Origin of the sequence: Kiloniella litopenaei, from assembly GCF_000982415.1 — a bacterium.
GTDB classification, from domain to species: domain Bacteria; phylum Pseudomonadota; class Alphaproteobacteria; order Kiloniellales; family Kiloniellaceae; genus Kiloniella; species Kiloniella litopenaei.
Map to the genome: position 1 here is coordinate 169,883 of NZ_LANI01000018.1, position 16,101 is coordinate 185,983.

At 45.1% G+C, this 16,101-nt stretch carries 17 protein-coding genes; 7 read left to right on the top strand and 10 right to left on the bottom strand.

Features of this window, described 5'->3' with window-relative positions; translation table 11 throughout:
- Positions 1 to 22 precede the first annotated feature (22 nt).
- From pyrC to ruvX, 6 genes are all read right to left on the bottom strand, one after another.
- Positions 23 to 1,333, bottom strand: a complete 1,311-nt coding sequence (gene pyrC / locus WH95_RS12595) for a dihydroorotase (protein ID WP_046507759.1) — start codon at positions 1,331 to 1,333, stop codon at positions 23 to 25.
- A complete protein-coding gene (locus WH95_RS12600; protein WP_046507762.1) occupies positions 1,330 to 2,304 on the bottom strand; it encodes an aspartate carbamoyltransferase catalytic subunit in 975 nt (324 codons plus the stop codon). The genes pyrC and WH95_RS12600 overlap by 4 nt, the downstream gene beginning before the upstream one ends.
- Before the next feature lie 93 nt (positions 2,305 to 2,397).
- On the bottom strand, positions 2,398 to 3,624 hold the full coding sequence (locus tag WH95_RS12605; RefSeq protein ID WP_046507765.1) for a CaiB/BaiF CoA transferase family protein: 1,227 nt from the start codon (positions 3,622 to 3,624) through the stop codon (positions 2,398 to 2,400).
- A gap of 250 nt (positions 3,625 to 3,874) precedes the next feature.
- Positions 3,875 to 4,054, bottom strand: a complete 180-nt coding sequence (locus WH95_RS12610) for a PLDc N-terminal domain-containing protein (protein WP_046507767.1) — start codon at positions 4,052 to 4,054, stop codon at positions 3,875 to 3,877.
- 101 nt (positions 4,055 to 4,155) lie between these two features.
- The gene (locus WH95_RS12615; protein ID WP_046507770.1) at positions 4,156 to 4,371 is read right to left on the bottom strand and encodes a PLD nuclease N-terminal domain-containing protein; all 216 of its coding nucleotides are present in this window, start codon (positions 4,369 to 4,371) and stop codon (positions 4,156 to 4,158) included.
- Positions 4,372 to 4,722: 351 nt separating this feature from the next.
- The gene (ruvX, locus tag WH95_RS12620; protein ID WP_046507773.1) at positions 4,723 to 5,208 is read right to left on the bottom strand and encodes a Holliday junction resolvase RuvX; all 486 of its coding nucleotides are present in this window, start codon (positions 5,206 to 5,208) and stop codon (positions 4,723 to 4,725) included.
- 238 nt (positions 5,209 to 5,446) lie between these two features.
- On the opposite strand from ruvX, the gene WH95_RS12625 reads away from it, so the two are divergent.
- The 5 genes from WH95_RS12625 to gatB all read left to right on the top strand — a co-directional run bounded on the left by WH95_RS12625 (position 5,447) and on the right by gatB (position 10,259).
- Positions 5,447 to 6,142 (top strand): NnrU family protein, encoded by a 696-nt coding sequence (locus WH95_RS12625; RefSeq protein ID WP_046507775.1) that lies wholly within the window; start codon positions 5,447 to 5,449, stop codon positions 6,140 to 6,142.
- Positions 6,143 to 6,319: 177 nt separating this feature from the next.
- On the top strand, positions 6,320 to 6,760 hold the full coding sequence (locus WH95_RS12630; RefSeq protein ID WP_046507778.1) for a YbaN family protein: 441 nt from the start codon (positions 6,320 to 6,322) through the stop codon (positions 6,758 to 6,760).
- 274 nt (positions 6,761 to 7,034) lie between these two features.
- On the top strand, positions 7,035 to 7,322 hold the full coding sequence (gene gatC, locus WH95_RS12635) for an Asp-tRNA(Asn)/Glu-tRNA(Gln) amidotransferase subunit GatC (RefSeq protein WP_046507780.1): 288 nt from the start codon (positions 7,035 to 7,037) through the stop codon (positions 7,320 to 7,322).
- Positions 7,322 to 8,803 (top strand): Asp-tRNA(Asn)/Glu-tRNA(Gln) amidotransferase subunit GatA, encoded by a 1,482-nt coding sequence (gene gatA, locus WH95_RS12640; RefSeq protein ID WP_046507784.1) that lies wholly within the window; start codon positions 7,322 to 7,324, stop codon positions 8,801 to 8,803. Before gatC ends, gatA begins: the two co-directional genes overlap by 1 nt.
- Before the next feature lies 1 nt (position 8,804).
- Complete coding sequence (gene gatB / locus WH95_RS12645; RefSeq protein WP_046507787.1) at positions 8,805 to 10,259, top strand: Asp-tRNA(Asn)/Glu-tRNA(Gln) amidotransferase subunit GatB; 1,455 nt, start codon at positions 8,805 to 8,807, stop codon at positions 10,257 to 10,259.
- Positions 10,260 to 10,364: 105 nt separating this feature from the next.
- On the opposite strand, the gene WH95_RS12650 is transcribed toward gatB, so the two are convergent.
- Complete coding sequence (locus tag WH95_RS12650; RefSeq protein ID WP_046507790.1) at positions 10,365 to 10,868, bottom strand: PAS domain-containing protein; 504 nt, start codon at positions 10,866 to 10,868, stop codon at positions 10,365 to 10,367.
- Positions 10,869 to 11,080: 212 nt separating this feature from the next.
- Here WH95_RS12650 and WH95_RS12655 point away from each other — a divergent pair, with 212 nt between their 5' ends.
- Positions 11,081 to 11,404 (top strand): HlyU family transcriptional regulator, encoded by a 324-nt coding sequence (locus tag WH95_RS12655; RefSeq protein ID WP_046507793.1) that lies wholly within the window; start codon positions 11,081 to 11,083, stop codon positions 11,402 to 11,404.
- A gap of 73 nt (positions 11,405 to 11,477) precedes the next feature.
- Here the strand turns inward: WH95_RS12655 and WH95_RS12660 are convergent, their stop codons facing one another.
- Positions 11,478 to 12,224, bottom strand: coding sequence for a hypothetical protein (locus tag WH95_RS12660; RefSeq protein ID WP_046507796.1), 747 nt, complete (start codon positions 12,222 to 12,224; stop codon positions 11,478 to 11,480).
- A 251-nt stretch (positions 12,225 to 12,475) separates the two neighbouring features.
- Here WH95_RS12660 and WH95_RS12665 point away from each other — a divergent pair, with 251 nt between their 5' ends.
- Positions 12,476 to 13,621, top strand: a complete 1,146-nt coding sequence (locus tag WH95_RS12665) for a trans-sulfuration enzyme family protein (protein WP_052742003.1) — start codon at positions 12,476 to 12,478, stop codon at positions 13,619 to 13,621.
- A 471-nt stretch (positions 13,622 to 14,092) separates the two neighbouring features.
- On the opposite strand, the gene WH95_RS12675 is transcribed toward WH95_RS12665, so the two are convergent.
- A complete protein-coding gene (locus WH95_RS12675; protein WP_046507802.1) occupies positions 14,093 to 15,250 on the bottom strand; it encodes an amidohydrolase in 1,158 nt (385 codons plus the stop codon).
- A gap of 35 nt (positions 15,251 to 15,285) precedes the next feature.
- Positions 15,286 to 16,071 carry a hypothetical protein gene (locus tag WH95_RS12680; protein ID WP_157845959.1) on the bottom strand — a complete coding sequence of 262 codons (786 nt, stop codon included), beginning with the start codon at positions 16,069 to 16,071 and terminating at the stop codon, positions 15,286 to 15,288.
- Positions 16,072 to 16,101: the final 30 nt, after the last annotated feature.

Genomic DNA, 16,101 nt, shown 5'->3' on the forward strand with positions numbered 1-16,101 from the left:
TTTAACGGGCGTGATTTATCATCTAAGAATTTTGACGGTCATAGATTGTACGCCCATCAACCACGGTTCGTAAAACCTTTCCTTGAGCAGGAAAACCTGTGAAGGGAGAGTTCTTGGATTTACTTCTGAATTTCTCCGGGTCAATGAAGTAAGGACTGTCCGGATTAAAAAGGACGAGGTCAGCCGCAGAACCTTTGGCAAGTTTTCCTACAGGAAGCCCCAATATCTCAGCTGGTTTACAGGTCACAAGCGAGAGACAATCCAAAAGCGAGAGCGCCTTTTTATGATAGAGCTGAAGTGCAAGTGGAAAAAGAGTTTCCAGTCCGACAATACCAAACTCTGCCTGCGCAAACGGCAGACGTTTTGAATCCTGATCATGAGGGCTGTGGTCACTGGCGATTGCATCAATTGTACCGTCTGCCAAGCCTTGAAAAATAGCTTCGCGATCTTCTTCTGAACGAAGAGGGGGGGATACTTTGGCGAAAGTTCTGTAATCAAGAACAGAATTTTCGTTCAGACAGAAATAATGAGGTGCGGTATCACAGGTAACGGGCAAACCACGGGCCTTGGCCTGACGAATTATATCAACGGCCCCAGCAGTTGAAAGGTGTGCCGCGTGATAACGACCACCGGTCATTTCGACCAATCGTATGTCCCGTTCAACCATAATGATCTCTGCATAGGTAGAGACTCCGGATAGTCCCATACGGGTAGAGATCTCGCCACCATTCATGACACCACCGGCAAGAGATGGTTCTTCCGGGTGCTGGACGACAAGGGCATTAAAGGTTTTGGCATAGCTCAGCGCACGGCGCATGGTTTGTGCATTGGCGACAGCCTTGGTGCTATCTGTAAAGGCGACTGCCCCAAACTCTGTCAGTAGTCCAAATTCTGTCAGTTCTTTTCCTTCGAGGCGTTTTGTTAAGGCGCCGTAGGGAAAGATTTTAACCATTTTTGCTTCACGGGCACGACGGGCAACATACTCAACGCCGGAAACATCATCCAGAACAGGTGTAGAATCGGGCAGGGCAGCGATAGAAGTAATACCACCAGCCGCAGCGGCCTGACCTGCGGTGAGAATTGTTTCCTTGTGCTCATCGCCGGGCTCGCGAAGATGAACACGGATATCAACAAGACCTGGCGCCAGATAATGCCCCTGACAATCAATTATCTCAATGCCTTCTGGTACACCGTCTTTGAATAGATCCGGGCCGAAGTCAGCAATATGAATGCCTTCGGTTAGTAGAGCGCCTTTCGTATCAAGGCCACTGGCCGGATCAATCAGGTGTGCGTTTATATAGGCGCGTTTTGTTTTGTCATGGAGTTGGCTCATGGTTTTGCTCCGTCTGACAAAGTTCCCTGAGTTAGGGCGTGTAAACAGGCCATACGTACAGCGACACCCATTTCTACCTGTGTTCTGATCAATGATCGATCCAGATCATCGGCCAGTTCACTATCAATTTCGACACCACGGTTCATGGGACCGGGGTGCATCACAAGGGCGTCCGGCTTTGCCATAGCCAATTTTTCCTGATCCAGACCGAAGTAACGGAAATATTCGCGGATGGAAGGGACAAATGATCCCTGCATACGTTCAAGCTGAAGCCTGAGCATCATGACAATGTCACAGCCTTCCAGACCTTCTTTCATATTGTGAAAGGTTTCTACGCCCATACGGTCAACAGAAGAAGGCAAAAGAGTTGGCGGTGCAATCAAGCGGACTTCTGCGCCCATTGTATTCAGCAGATGGATATTTGACCGGGCAACCCGGCTATGGGCGACATCGCCACAGATCGCTACGCGCAGTCCATACAGATCGCCTTTGCGGCGACGGATCGTCAAGGCATCAAGCAGTGCCTGTGTCGGGTGTTCATGGCTTCCATCACCGGCGTTGATCACCGAGCCATTTACCTTTTCAGACAGAAGTTTCACAGCGCCTGAGTCTGAATGCCGAACCACCATGACATCGGGGTGCATTGCATTGAGTGTCATGGCTGTATCAACCAGGGTTTCGCCTTTTTTGATAGAGCTAGAAGCAACGGTCATGTTGATAACATCGGCACCAAGGCGTTTGGCTGCCAATTCAAAAGAAGTACGTGTTCTGGTGGAGTTCTCGAAAAAGAGATTAATCACCGTGCGACCTTCTAATAGATCGATGGTCTTTTTCACGGCGCGATTCTGGTCAACATAGCCATCGGCTAGGTCAAGCAAGTTGGAAATCTGATCAGCTCTCAGGCCCTCTATTCCTAGCAGGTGCCCGTGGCCAGTTTGGCCAGCAGCGATCGTTTCAGCATATGTCGTCATTAAAACCGCAATATGTCATCGATGATGCGTGGATGCAAACATGGAAAGAGGATTCTTTTAAAATTCCCAAAAGCTTTATCTATTGGTCAAAATTTAAATGATTCCGTCTTCTTTTAGGGTGTGCAAAATTGTTTCATCGAGACCTAACACCTTCTCCAAAACTTCTTGTGTATCCTGTCCCATACTTGGCGGGGCTTTGCGGTAGTCAACGGGGGTTTGGGAAAACTTCATCGGGCTACCAATTAAGTCAACAGACCCTTGGGCGGCAGTTGGATGAGGCATGGAAATTTTCATTTCCCTTGCCTGGGTTTGCGGGTGGGCAAAAACGCCTTTCATATCATTTACTGGTCCGCAGGGAACGCCAAGGGGAGGTAATTTCTCTATCCAGTATTCTGAAGGATGTTTTGATGTGATTTCACCAATCAGAGGATAAAGGTCATCCCGGTTTCTAATTCGGTTTTGATTGGTGTGAAAACGTTCATCGTTAAACAGGTTCATGCAATCTGCAAAGTGGCAAAACTTCTTGTATTGTCCGTCATTACCAATGGCGAGAATGAAATGCCCATTACTGGAAGGAACAACGTTGTAAGGGACGATATTGGGGTGCCCGTTCCCAAGGCGTGGCGGGAGTTCGCCGGACGTCAGATAATAAAGGCCCTGATTGGCGAGCCAGGCAATCTGTGTGTCTAAAAGCGAAACATCGATATATTGCCCTTCGCCCGTTTGATTTCTGTGATGAAGGGCGGCAAGTATCGCGTTACTTGCGTACATACCACACATCAGGTCAACAATGGCGACGCCGACTTTCATCGGTTGTCCATCCGGTTCACCTGTCAGGCTCATGATGCCGCCCATGCCCTGGATGAGGAAATCATATCCGGCCTGTGGCGCGTAAGGGCCTGTTTGCCCGAAACCAGTAATTGAGCAGTATATCAGATTGGGGAATTCATCTTTCAAATCGTCATAGGACAGGCCGTATTTGGCAAGCCCCCCGACTTTGAAATTTTCAACAAGGATATCACTTTTGGCTATAAGCTGTTTGGCCAGCTTTTGCCCATCAGGTTGGGAAATATCCAAACTGACAGAGCGTTTATTTCTATTGGCAGACAGATAATAAGCGCTTTCGTCAGTGTCGTTGCCTTCTTTGTCCTTGAGGAAAGGAGGACCCCATTTACGTGTATCGTCCCCTTGGCCCGGACGTTCAATTTTTATGACATCGGCACCCATGTCACCCAGCATTTGCGTACAGCTTGGGCCTGCCATAATGCGTGAAAGATCAAAAACACGTAACCCTGATAGAGGCCCCGTCGGCTTCGTCATAAGAAAACCCTTAAATCTTACGTTTGAATTGTCACTGGTTTTGCCGCGCAAAATAGAAGCGCAGAATAAATTGTAAGGCGGAAGTCTAAAAAGAGGGGCGCACAGATGCAACGTTCAAAGTTCTGATCACCAATATTTGTTCTGGTGAAATAAGAAAAAAGCGTGCTTTTAAAATTCGCACGCTTTTGTCGCAATCAAACTTTTTGAATATGGTGTTATTTTCAGAATAACGGGTGAGTGTGCTTTTAGGTTATTTCGGGCCCATTAAGAACCAGAGAATAAGACCGATCACTGGTAAAAGAAGAATGAGCACGATCCAGAGTACTTTAGACCCGGTTGTTGCCCCGCTTTGAAAAATTTTTACTATTGCCCAGATATTTGCAACTAGAAGAATAAGCCCCAGGATACCGGTGTATTCGAAACCAAACATTTTTATGCCTTTCTATGTAAAGCACTGTTATCTCTTATCGGAAAAATAAACCTTATCTTACAGCAATGATATTCGTATGATTACGAATATGTATAGTGTCATTAATGGAAATGAAGACTGTTTTGAGCTGAGTTTTCTCTACGAGGGCCTATAAAGTACCACAAGGCGCAGCCAATGGCAGGCAAGATAAAAATTGTGATTGTCCAAAGGACCTTTACAGCTGATTTTTCATTACTCTGAAAAATTTTTGTTACGACCCATAAACTGATGAGTAAAACAGGTATAACAATCATGCTGCCGGTTTCCAGGCTAAACATTTAACTTTCCTTCTTTCACAAGTTTATACGGGTTTGCACAAGTTTATTCAGGTTACCAATTCAAACTTTTTGTGTATGTGATGTTGGTGAATTTACGCGTTATGAGAGAATGTAAACATTCGTATAAATACGGATGACTCGCCTGAATGCAAGGTTTTGCAAGGTAAAACCAGTTTGGGTCTAGGAAAGATTATAATGAAAAGTATTTTTCATTAAGAATGGAAAAGATGAGCGATTTATTATGTTGTATTTTGCTGATTAAAGGCACTTTCATTGCTTTTTATGCATTTCATACATAGCAGGAATGAAGGTGATATTTTTTTTAGGCTGTCGAACTTGGCAAAAGAGCGCTTATGGAAAAGGTATTTTGCGTTGAATTGCATCCAGTGCCCCTTGAAGAATGTAGGCTGCAGCTGCTTTATCGATAACCTTTGCTCGATTTTTCCGTGTCATATCAGCTTCCCCAATTAAAAATCGCTCTACAGCCGAGGTTGACATCCTTTCATCCCAAAAAACGATGGGTATTTCAAAACCAGCAATTCTTTTGAGATTGTCTGCAAGAGTTCTGACAGACTGACATCTAGGACCTTCCGATCCATCCATATTAACCGGTAATCCCATAACGATGCCGCCAATATTTTTATCTGCACAAATTTCTTTAAGCTCTTGGGCATCATTTTTGAATTTCGTGCGTTTTATTGTTTTTACGGGTGAGGCAACTTTGAAATCACGATCAGAAACGGCGACCCCAATGGTTTTTGTACCGGGATCAAGGCCAAGCAAACGTTTGTTTTTGTTTACGAGATCCGGAAGATCGTAAATATCTATCTCTTGCAATTTGACCTACCTTATCGTTTCCCGGCCTAATCGTTTTTCTGGTTATCTGAATGATATTCAGATTATTATGGAGTATTAGTTTCCTCATGCCGATTTTTCAATTTTCGGCATAAAAATGACAATCCAAGTGTTGTACTCACCTCTATGTTACGCGCGACAGCGTGTCCTATGGTACAGGGACATGTGGTTTGTCATAAGTGTCTTGTACTTACCTTAGTTGATGTGAAACGGAAAGCATATGTTTGGTGGATTTGGAGGACTGCTTGGTTCTTTTATTGTTTTTTTGTTGTTACATTCAATTCCGCCGATGCGTGGGGTGAAGCAATCCCTTATTAATCACTTGGGGAAAGTGGGGTATTATACCCTCTATTCTCTTGTTTCTACGGCCGTTTTGATCTGGCTTATTCATGAAGTCTGGGCAGCGCCTTATGTTGAACTGTGGCCTTTTGAACCATGGGCTGCGAGAGCAACGACGCATATCATGCCTTTTTCTATCCTGTTTTTTGTTATGGGTTTTGTTCGACCAAATCCGCTTTCAATTGGCCCGGGTAAAGGGTTCGACAAAGAACGTATGGGGATCGTAGGGGGTGTTCGACACCCTATATTATGGGGCTTTGCTCTGTGGGCGGGTGCACATCTTTTTGCAAATGGTGGTTTGGCTGAAGTTCTGTTTTTTGCTGGTCTGCTTCTTCTTTCTGTTGGTGGCATGTTTATTGTTGATCGGCGGAAAAGGCGTTTGATGGGGGATGAAAAATGGTTTGAATTATCTAGCGGAACATCAAATATTCCGTTTGTAGGGCTGATAAAGGGTGGGAATTGCCGCCCAACTTTAAAAGATGCTTTCGGGGTTGTTCTGGCTGTTCTGAGTTTCGGACTTGTTTTGTGGCTACATCCTGTTTTGTTTAATGTTTCGCCTTTATCGGGTTTTCTTTGAGCTTGGGGGGGACTTGTCTGGTATTCAAAGGATTGTGCTTGGTATCTGTGATACCTAAATCATGATAAAAGAACTTTTAATCATCGTCCTCTATGCTAACTGTTCGGTTGTTAAGCAATATTGTTTCTCTGCATCACCTCAAGTGATGAATGTAAATCCAAGGATCTCTGCCTATTTATGACGAATCCTCATTTTCTAGAAAATACTAAGAAAAAGAAAACAGGTATTCGACGTGTATGCTTGATGTGTATCGGCTGGATATGTGTTGGGCTTGGTTTGATCGGCATCATTTTGCCCCTGCTACCGACGACACCATTTTTGCTTGTTGCCCTGTGGGCCTTTTCTCATTCTTCGGAACGGTTTCATAACTGGCTCTATCAGCATCATCTTTTGGGGCCGATGGTGCGGGATTGGGATTGTTATCGGGTGATCCCTGTAAAAGCCAAGGCTTTGGCGATTACGATGATGAGCGCCAGTTTAGCCTATGTTGCTTATAAGGACGTTGTGCCACTATGGGGGCTTGGTCTTATTGGTTTTTGTTTGCTTTGTGTGGCTATTTTTATTCTCAGATGCCCAAGTCGGCCACCAGCCAGGCTTTCAAATCCATCAGCAGAATAAGGTTTCCTACGTTAGTCTGTGGTCTGGTTTTTTTTGGTGATTATTCGCCTAGGGCAAAGCAATTAAGTTTCCTGTTATTGAGCCGTATAATCTAGCTTATTTCAGATCCCGATTTCGGAACTATTTAAACAGCAGTTGCGATTGAATAATAGAAAAGCAATTTTACTTGATAAAAAGCACTCTACAGGCGTTGCAGCTTGAGCGGGTGAGTGCTATTTTCCGCTCGAATTTAATACGTGATACTTTCGATATCCATAGAAGATTGGAACCGAGTATGTCTGTCGACAAAAATACGGTAGCGAAAATTGCCAGACTGGCGCGCATCCGGGTTGATGAAAAGCAGCAGGAAGAGCTGACCGGAGAATTGAACCAAATCCTTGGCTGGATTGAGCAACTCTCTGAACTGGACACAGATGGTGTTGAGCCAATGACATCTGTTGTCGAAATGACCCAACCTCTGCGTGAGGACGTGGTCAATGACGGGCACTATGTTGAGCGGGTGACAAAAAATGCGCCTGAGTCTGCCCATGGTTTCTATGCTGTTCCCAAGGTGGTCGAATAATGAGTAACCTTAATAAGCTGACAATTTCTGATGCCCTTGATGGCATGGAAAAAGGGGATTTTTCTGCGCGTGAACTGACCGAAGCCCATATCAGTGCGATGGAAGAAACCCGCGAACTTAACGCCTATATCGTTGAGACCCCAGAAATCGCCCTCGAAATGGCTGATGCATCTGACAAGAAGCGCGCCGCTGGCGATGCCGGTTTGATGGAGGGGATTCCGATTGCGATGAAGGATCTCTTCTGTACAGAAGGGACACAGACAACGGCTGCGTCGCGTATTCTGGATGGTTTTGTTCCAACCTATGAATCAACTGTATCCGGCAATCTATGGAATGCCGGTGCTGTGATGTTGGGTAAATCCAACCTTGACCAGTTTGCGATGGGCTCTGCGAACATTACATCATACTACGGTAATGTGATTAATCCATGGCAACGCAAAGATAGTGATGCACAGCTGACCCCTGGCGGTTCATCCGGCGGTTCTGCGGCCTCGGTTGCGGCGCGTTCGGCAATGGCGGCAACAGGGACTGATACTGGTGGTTCTATTCGTCAGCCCGCAGCTTTTTCCGGTATCGTTGGGCTAAAGCCAACCTATGGTCGTTGTTCGCGCTGGGGCGTTGTTGCCTTTGCCTCATCTCTTGATCAGGCTGGCCCAATGACGCGTTCTGTCCGTGATGCGGCAATCATGCTGGAAGCAATGGCCGGTTATGACGCAAAAGATTCCACATCTGTTAATGTTGCTGTGCCGAGCTATCAAAAAGCTCTGACAGGCGATATTCGCGGCTTGAGAGTTGGTATTCCAAAAGAATATCGCATGGATGGCACACCAAAGGAAATTGACGATGCCTGGGAACAGGGCATCGAGTGGCTTAAATCTGCAGGAGCCGAACCTGTAGAGATCAGTCTGCCACATACCAAATACGCTCTACCTGCCTATTATATTATCGCACCAGCGGAATGTTCATCCAATCTGGCGCGTTATGACGGTGTTCGTTATGGGTTGCGTGTGGATGGAGAAAGCCTGGACGACATGTACGAACGTACACGTGGCGAAGGCTTTGGTGACGAAGTCAAACGTCGTATTCTGATTGGAACCTATGTTCTGTCAGCCGGCTATTACGATGCCTATTACAACAAGGCGCGTCGTGTTCGTACCCTGATCGCGAATGATTTCAAAAAAGCCTATGAAAGCGTCGATGTCATCCTGACACCAACTGCACCAAGCCCCGCCTTTGGTATTGGTGAAAAGATGGATGATCCGATTGCCATGTATTTGAACGATGTCTTTACCGTTCCTGCCAGCTTGGCCGGATTGCCGGGTATATCCGTTCCAACAGGGCTTTCCAGTGAAGGAACGCCGCTTGGTCTGCAACTGCTGGGTAAAGCTTTTGATGAAGAGACCGTCTTGAAGGTCGCAGGCGTAGTCGAAGAAGCTGCCGGTTTCTCTGCCTTGCCGCAGCTAATGGCGGGAGGTAAGTAACATGAGCTATCGTATCAAAGGAAATACAGGCGAGTGGGAAGTTGTCATTGGTCTTGAGGTTCATGCTCAGGTCATTTCAAAATCCAAGCTCTTCTCTGGTGCTGCAACAGCCTTTGGCGCTGACCCGAACCATCATGTATCGCTGGTGGATGCTGCGATGCCGGGTATGTTGCCTGTGTTAAACAAAGAAGTTGTTGAGCAGGGCATCCGTACCGGTCTGGGGCTTCGTGCAAAAATCAACATGAAATCTGTGTTTGAGCGTAAAAACTATTTTTATGCTGATCTGCCACAGGGATATCAGATTTCTCAGTTTCTGGAACCGATTGTTGGTGAAGGAACAATCACACTTGATCTCGAAGGTGGTGACGTTCGTGAAGTCGGTGTTGAGCGGATGCATCTGGAACAGGATGCAGGTAAATCCGTTCATGATCAGCACCCGACACAGTCCTATATTGACCTGAACCGTTCCGGTGTGGCCTTGATGGAGATCGTTTCCAAGCCGGATCTCCGTTCGCCTGAAGAAGCTGGTGCTTACCTGCGCAAACTGCGTTCGATCCTGCGCTATCTCGGCACGTGTGATGGTAACATGGACGAAGGGTCCATGCGCGCTGATGTTAACGTATCTGTACGTAAACCGGGTGATGAGTTCGGAACCCGGACAGAAACGAAGAACGTTAACTCTATCCGTTATGTCCAGCAAGCTATTGAGCATGAAGCCAAGCGCCAGGTTAAAATTCTGGAAGAGGGCGGCCAGATCGTTCAGGAAACGCGTCTGTTTGATGCAAGCAAAGGCACAACCCGGTCCATGAGAAGCAAGGAAGAAGCGCACGATTATCGTTACTTCCCTGACCCGGATTTGTTGCCGTTGGTTCTTGATCCTGCATGGGTTGAGGAAATCAAAGCGACAATTCCTGAGCTTCCGGACGAAAAGAAAGATCGCTTTATCAATGACTTTGGCCTGTCTGCTTACGATGCGGGTATTCTGGTTGCTGATCGTGAAAAGGCGATGTTCTACGAGGAAGTTGCCGAAGGTCGTGACCCGAAACTGGCTGCGAACTGGGTCATGGGTGATTTCTTTGGTGCGCTGAACAAAAGTGGCCTTGCTTTGGATCAGTCTCCGGTTTCAGCCAAACAGCTCGGTGGTCTGATCGGTTTGATCAAGGACAACACAATTTCCGGACGTATCGCCAAGGAAGTTTTCGAGGTGATGTGGGAAACCAGCAAGGATGCTGATACCATCGTTGAGGAAAAAGGCCTTAAACAGATCACAGATACAGGACCGATTGAAGCCGCGATTGATGAAATCATGGCTGCAAATCCTGATCAGGTTGAAGCCTTCCGTGGTGGTAATGAAAAACTGATTGGCTGGTTTGTTGGTCAAACAATGAAAGCGACGGGTGGTAAAGCCAACCCCGGTATGGTTAATCAGTTGCTTAAGAAGAAGCTAGCGGGATAAAACTGGTTTTATCACGATTAAAAAAGGAAGCTAGAGCTTTCCTGTAGAATAAAGCGGTACGGACATCATTTACAATGTTCGTACCGCTTTTTTATTGGGTCGGTTTTATTGTAGCGGGCCTTTGTGATCCAGGATCGTTATTGTGCCGATGATGAAGGTCGGATTTTCCTGATCATCAAGAAGGGGACAGTCAAGAGATTCAAATTTGACATCTTTCTTTTTCAAAAAAGAAAGAACCCCTTCGTTTCGGAAACACAGGGATTGATCTAATATTTCCACATAATATTCTGCCAACTCAACATCTTGACGTTCTCTATCGTTCGTTTGTGGGCCTTGGGTACTGATGATTTTGCCTATATATTCATCAAAGATGTTATTTGCACTTTCACCATGAACACGAAATTCAAAATCAGTTTGATTAAGCCTTTTAACGAGGAAAATATCGGGGACCAGATCAATATGGTCCAGAATATCAAATTCGCTTTTGAATGGTGTCCTTGGAGCAAAGGAAAGCCACCATTCCATAAGGGCGCGATTGCTTGAACCAACGAGTTCGTTCGTTGATGTAACTGGATAATACTTGATTACTTCGTATCTATTTTCCGTCACGCTAACCACTCTCTATGGTCGTTTCATTGAAATTATAGGTAAGGGCCGTAATCAAATCCTTAATTTTGACGTAAAACTTTACCTTTTCCTGTTTTGAGTAATATAAACTAGGGAATATCTATTATTAAGCGCCCTATTGCTAAATCCTATGAGTTTATTTCCGATAAGGCTCTTGGTATGATTGGGCAACAATTTAGTGAGGTTGGGACTAGATGTCATTTTTCTCAAAGATTTTTGGCCTTTCTTCAATGGACAAAGAAAAGGCGAAGCCTAAAGACGAACCCGTTATGTACGAAGGCTATGCCATTGTGCCATCACCCGATAAAGCCGAGAGCGGTCAGTGGCGTTTGAGTGGTTATATAAAAAAGTTAGGTGAAAACCCGGACGATCCAGAAATGGAACGCTTTTTTCTGAGGGCTGATACCTTTCCATCTCGTGAAGAAGCTGTCGAATTTACTGTTCGTAAAGGGCGTCAGATTATTGATGAGCAAGGTAAGCGTTTATTTGTAGATGGGGAGCCGACAGGGCGAGCCTGATCCTGATCTCGTTCTCGATTATACTTGCTGCTCCTGGCTACAGCTTACTGATCGCTATGGCTTTTGGCCGTCTTTAATTGTCCTCTACGATTGATGGTTTGACGAGTATATGAAGATTTCGTGCTCCATAAACTTCACCAACCTGATTTTTGAAGAAGTTAGATATCAGCGGCAAATTGCTCAACAGAGGTAGCTGGCTGTTATCATCAGTGACAGCTTTGGCCTGGTTCGACGCTATGCGATAGCTGTGATCTCCATTTAGAAGATCTATTCGTTCACTTGAATAACGTGTTGTACCAAGGTTTAGTTGAAGATTTTGACCTATTTGCGGAATCTGTTGATCTAACCGTGAAATTTCCTGGTCAAGATCTATATCCAGATTTGCGTCGGTTACAGTCTGCGGTCTGTTGGAAACAAGATCCAGGATAAGTGAATTATTATAGGTGTAAGCAAGACCTAGCTTTTTTTGAGGCGAAAAATCATCGCTGTTGTATGTATCTTCAAACAGGCTGCCGAAAAGTGGTACTGATTTGGGAACGGAAAGCCTGTTTTCATTTCTACGTGTTATGCTATTGAGGCTCAAGATCTTCAGGAAATAAACAGCAAATGCGGTAACGAATATGATGTTGTTAATTTGAATAAGTGTTGAAAGAGTTTCAAGGCGTATAAAACCGGGGTTTTGCCACGTTTCAGTCTGATCTTTTCGATCTTTGTCAGAATGAGAATCAGATTTTTTATTGCTGGCAATGGATTGCGTCAGTGGCTGTGATGCGACAAGCGTAGTCAGGCCAGTAATAAATTTTCGTCGGGAAAACGTCATTTGTGTCTCCGGTGTGTTTCCGGGTGGTTCCGGTTATTATAAGGGGACCGCACATATTCATTCTCTTATTGCACCGACTATAACACAATCCGGCCTGGATTGGTGAAAAAGAAGTCGTCGGTCGAGCGGTGGATTAGTTTATTTTTCTTAGTTAGTGGTTTTGAATAAATTATTGAGAAGATCTGAAAGTAAGAGTTTTCATTCCCTGTGGTTCCGCCTATTGTTTGGCTGAATTAATGAGGGAGCAAGCTATGGGCAAGAACAAGGGTAAGGCCGAAACACTTTTGGCACAGGCCGGGCATTATCTGGATAAAGAGAGTGGGTCAGTTGTTCCGCCGATCCAGCCATCAACCACCTTTGCCCGAAATGAACAGGGTGAGCTGTATGATAGCAATCGTATTTACGCGCGCGATCAAAGTGTAAATGCGGAAATGGCCGAAGCCATCCTTTGTGAACTCGAGGCTGGATCTTCCTGTAAACTATTCGCTTCGGGAATGGCCGCGGCAACGGCACTGGTGCAAACACTTCGCCCTGGTGACCGAATTGTTGCACCAACCGTTATGTATTGGTCCCTGCGTGCCTGGCTTATCTCTTTTTGTGCTGATTGGCATATCGATCTTGCATTTTATGATCCGCAAAATGAAGCGGATATGGTTGATGTTGTTAAAGCAGCCCGGACGGAAATTTTATGGATTGAAACCCCCGCGAACCCAACATGGGAAGTTGTTGATATCAAAAAAGCAGCTGACTTGGCGCACTCGGTGGGGGCACAATTAGTCGCTGATTCCACCGTTTCAACACCACTGATAACCAAGCCAATAGAATATGGTGCCGATTTTGTCTTCCACTCAGCGACAAAATATATAAACGGTCACAGTGATGTGGTTGCTGGGGCTTTAATCGCGGCCAAAGAAGATGCCCGATGGGAAAGGTTGTGTAAAATCCGTGCCCAACAAGGTGGAATCTTGGGACCCTTTGAAAGTTGGCTTTTACTACGCGGAATGCGGACAATGCATGTTCGTGTTGAGCGTGCATGTGAGAATGCAATGAAGCTGGCACAACATTTTGTTGGGTTTCCCGGTGTAAAGGAAGTGATTTACCCAGGACTAGCGTCTCATAAAAACCACGATGTAGCTGCAAAGCAAATGACGAATGGTTTCGGGGGAATGCTTTCAATCCGCTTCGAAGGTGGAAGAGAAAAAACTGCAACTATCATGGGACGCATGAAACATTTTGTCAGGGCGACATCCCTTGGGGGTGTAGAGAGCCTTGTCGAGCATAGGGCGTTGGTTGAGGGAGAGGGGACACCTGTGCCTGATGATTTGTTACGATTTTCTATTGGTATCGAAAATGTTGAAGACCTGATACAGGATCTGGAGCAAGCTATCATCGGATAGATTGTTCCAGATTGCTGTTTATTGTGCTTTATAGATAATCAGAAAAGTTGGGGTACATGATCACACTGTAGATTAGTGTGATCGGTACAATCAGCCATGTGATGATTTTCTCAGCTGTCTCCTGATGTGTTGTGAATTTCCGAATTATCAAATAGATAATCAGGCTGGATGCCATGCAAATTAAAAAAGTTGTAAGGCCATTATTGTGCCAAGAATCTTGAACCAGGTCCCAATAGTTCGAACGATAATCATTTCCTTGTGCTGCTGCCCAGCGGATAAACCCTGCTGTCACGGCCATTTGTGTGACGGCTCCAAGGATAAGAGCTGAAAGAAAGCATTTGATTATAACGCCGTAATGTCGATGCATGATGATCCTTACGAGAATATAATTTTGGGTAAATAGTGATAGGAGTTTGAGGGTATAGGTGGATAGGTTGAATATTTTTTACTTGTTGTTAGTTAACGTGGTTTCTAATTTCTGGGGCCTAAGATTGTTCGGATAACCCGATGGAAAATTCTTGTGCCCGTTTCTATTAGTTCATCTGGGAAATCAAAATCTGGGTTATGGAGTTGTGGCTGATTCAAACCAGATCCCAAGGTAAACATTGCGCTCTTACTGATTTTGCCGAATTGCCCAAAATCTTCAGACCAGCGCATGGGGGATGGCATTTCCTTGCATAAAATATTTTCGTCCTCAAAAGCTGATTTCAGTATATCTGTGGCCTTGGAATCGTTTGTTGAAGCCGCGAATATATCTTCGTATCCGAAGTCAGTTTTCAAGCCGTATTTTTCAGCAACACCCTTGATTAAGGTTTCTGACCTTTCTTGTAACAATGCCATAATGCGATCTGTTTCACTACGAAGTGTAACCATAACCTTGGCGAACCCCGGGGTAATGCCAAAGGCTTCGTCCCCGAGATGTGCATGGACGACTGTGACAAGGGCAAAGTCGTTTGCAAATTCCGTCTTGGCAGGTAGCTGTGTAAACGCGGTTACGAGTTCACACATTGCTGTTGCAGGGCTGATACCATCTTCGGGGTGCGATGCGTGTGATGTCTTGCCTTCCAGTGTTATCCAAAGGCCTTGGGATGCGCAGTTAAACGAGCCCTCTTTGATCCCAACGTTGTGTAGGGCTTCACCTGGTAGATTATGAAGCGAGAAAGCATAATCTGGTGAGATACGTGCAAAGCCAGGATCACGAATGACTGCTTTGGCCCCAGCCCCTGTTTCTTCGGCTGGCTGGAATAAAAGTACGACGCGGCCTTTCTCTGGGCGTGTTCTGTGCAATAAGGTAGCAACCCCAAGGACCATAGCCATGTGCCCATCGTGTCCACATAGATGCGCCGTACCCGAATAGTTTGATTTATAAGGTAAGTTACCTGTTTCTGTTATGGGTAAGGCATCAAGTTCGCAACGTATTAAAACGGTGGGACCTGTTTGTATTCCATTGTAAATCGCGGCTACTCCGTAGCCACCCAGATTGCGAATTATTTCGTCAGGCTCATACTGGGTAATGAAATCAGTAACACGAGTGCTGGTTTCTTGTTCTTGGCTTGAAACCTCAGGATAGCGATGTAATTCGTGTCGAAAAGTTATGAGCTTATCGAGGGTTTCTTGATCAAAAAGCATTTTTGTCCCTAATACCTGAGCGTGGCTATGGAGTTTTAAATATAAACGTTGTGGATTGTGTGTGTATGCGCTGGAAAATGAAAAGCGCCAATAAGCGGTTCATTCTCTAATATGATTATAAGAAGCTTAGGTAGAATTTTGGGAAGAATTTCTGCCGCAAACTCTTCACCCGTTACTTGCATTCTGTTTTCAAGCTTTTCTAATTTAGGAATGGCCGTGATAAAGGATTCTGGCTTTTTTATATTTGCTATCGCATTAATTTCCTGACGTGTTAGTCCAGAGAGAGAACCATTATTTTTTACCAACTTGGCATGTGCTTTTTGAAGCAGTGTAATGTCTTTAATGCTGTGAAGAGCTATAATTTCGTCATTGGTTAATTCTTCGGCAAAAATTGTCGCTATTTTATTTATCAGACTTGCTCTGTTCTTAATCATTTCTTCTGTAATGAGAGCATTTATCTCTTCAAGCGCTTTATTAGGTATACGCATAGCTGCGACTTCGTTCTTCGCTTTGTATTCAAGAAATGATTCCAATACAGATTCTTTGATAAATTCATCTGTAAAAATCATTTCGACAAATTCAACAGATCGATCGTGTTTGTTGAGTGACGTTACTGGCTTTGTCTGTGCACAGGCGGATAAACCAGTAATAAGAATGATGGCTATAAATAGGCGCAATATCATTTGTCTTCCTGTTTTCACGGACGGCTGAATAAACGACGTCGTTAGTGTTGGCATTGATGGGGCAAAAGAATTTGTTACTGCCAATAAATACAGCTTAACGTGATATGTCTGCCCAGGGATAGAAAAATATTTTTCCATTTGTAACCAGGTAAAGGTGGGGGAGGGATG

Excerpts from the sequence above, each read along its gene's own strand:
- pyrC (WP_046507759.1), bottom strand. The coding sequence starts at position 1,333 with ATGAGCCAACTCCATGACAAAACAAAACGCGCCTATATAAACGCACAC.
- WH95_RS12600 (WP_046507762.1), bottom strand. The coding sequence starts at position 2,304 with ATGACGACATATGCTGAAACGATCGCTGCTGGCCAAACTGGCCACGGG.
- WH95_RS12605 (WP_046507765.1), bottom strand. The coding sequence starts at position 3,624 with ATGACGAAGCCGACGGGGCCTCTATCAGGGTTACGTGTTTTTGATCTT.
- WH95_RS12610 (WP_046507767.1), bottom strand. The coding sequence starts at position 4,054 with ATGTTTGGTTTCGAATACACCGGTATCCTGGGGCTTATTCTTCTAGTT.
- WH95_RS12615 (WP_046507770.1), bottom strand. The coding sequence starts at position 4,371 with ATGTTTAGCCTGGAAACCGGCAGCATGATTGTTATACCTGTTTTACTC.
- WH95_RS12625 (WP_046507775.1), top strand. The coding sequence starts at position 5,447 with ATGTTTGGTGGATTTGGAGGACTGCTTGGTTCTTTTATTGTTTTTTTG.
- WH95_RS12630 (WP_046507778.1), top strand. The coding sequence starts at position 6,320 with ATGACGAATCCTCATTTTCTAGAAAATACTAAGAAAAAGAAAACAGGT.
- gatC (WP_046507780.1), top strand. The coding sequence starts at position 7,035 with ATGTCTGTCGACAAAAATACGGTAGCGAAAATTGCCAGACTGGCGCGC.
- gatA (WP_046507784.1), top strand. The coding sequence starts at position 7,322 with ATGAGTAACCTTAATAAGCTGACAATTTCTGATGCCCTTGATGGCATG.
- gatB (WP_046507787.1), top strand. The coding sequence starts at position 8,805 with ATGAGCTATCGTATCAAAGGAAATACAGGCGAGTGGGAAGTTGTCATT.
- WH95_RS12655 (WP_046507793.1), top strand. The coding sequence starts at position 11,081 with ATGTCATTTTTCTCAAAGATTTTTGGCCTTTCTTCAATGGACAAAGAA.
- WH95_RS12660 (WP_046507796.1), bottom strand. The coding sequence starts at position 12,224 with ATGACGTTTTCCCGACGAAAATTTATTACTGGCCTGACTACGCTTGTC.
- WH95_RS12665 (WP_052742003.1), top strand. The coding sequence starts at position 12,476 with ATGGGCAAGAACAAGGGTAAGGCCGAAACACTTTTGGCACAGGCCGGG.
- WH95_RS12675 (WP_046507802.1), bottom strand. The coding sequence starts at position 15,250 with ATGCTTTTTGATCAAGAAACCCTCGATAAGCTCATAACTTTTCGACAC.
- WH95_RS12680 (WP_157845959.1), bottom strand. The coding sequence starts at position 16,071 with ATGGAAAAATATTTTTCTATCCCTGGGCAGACATATCACGTTAAGCTG.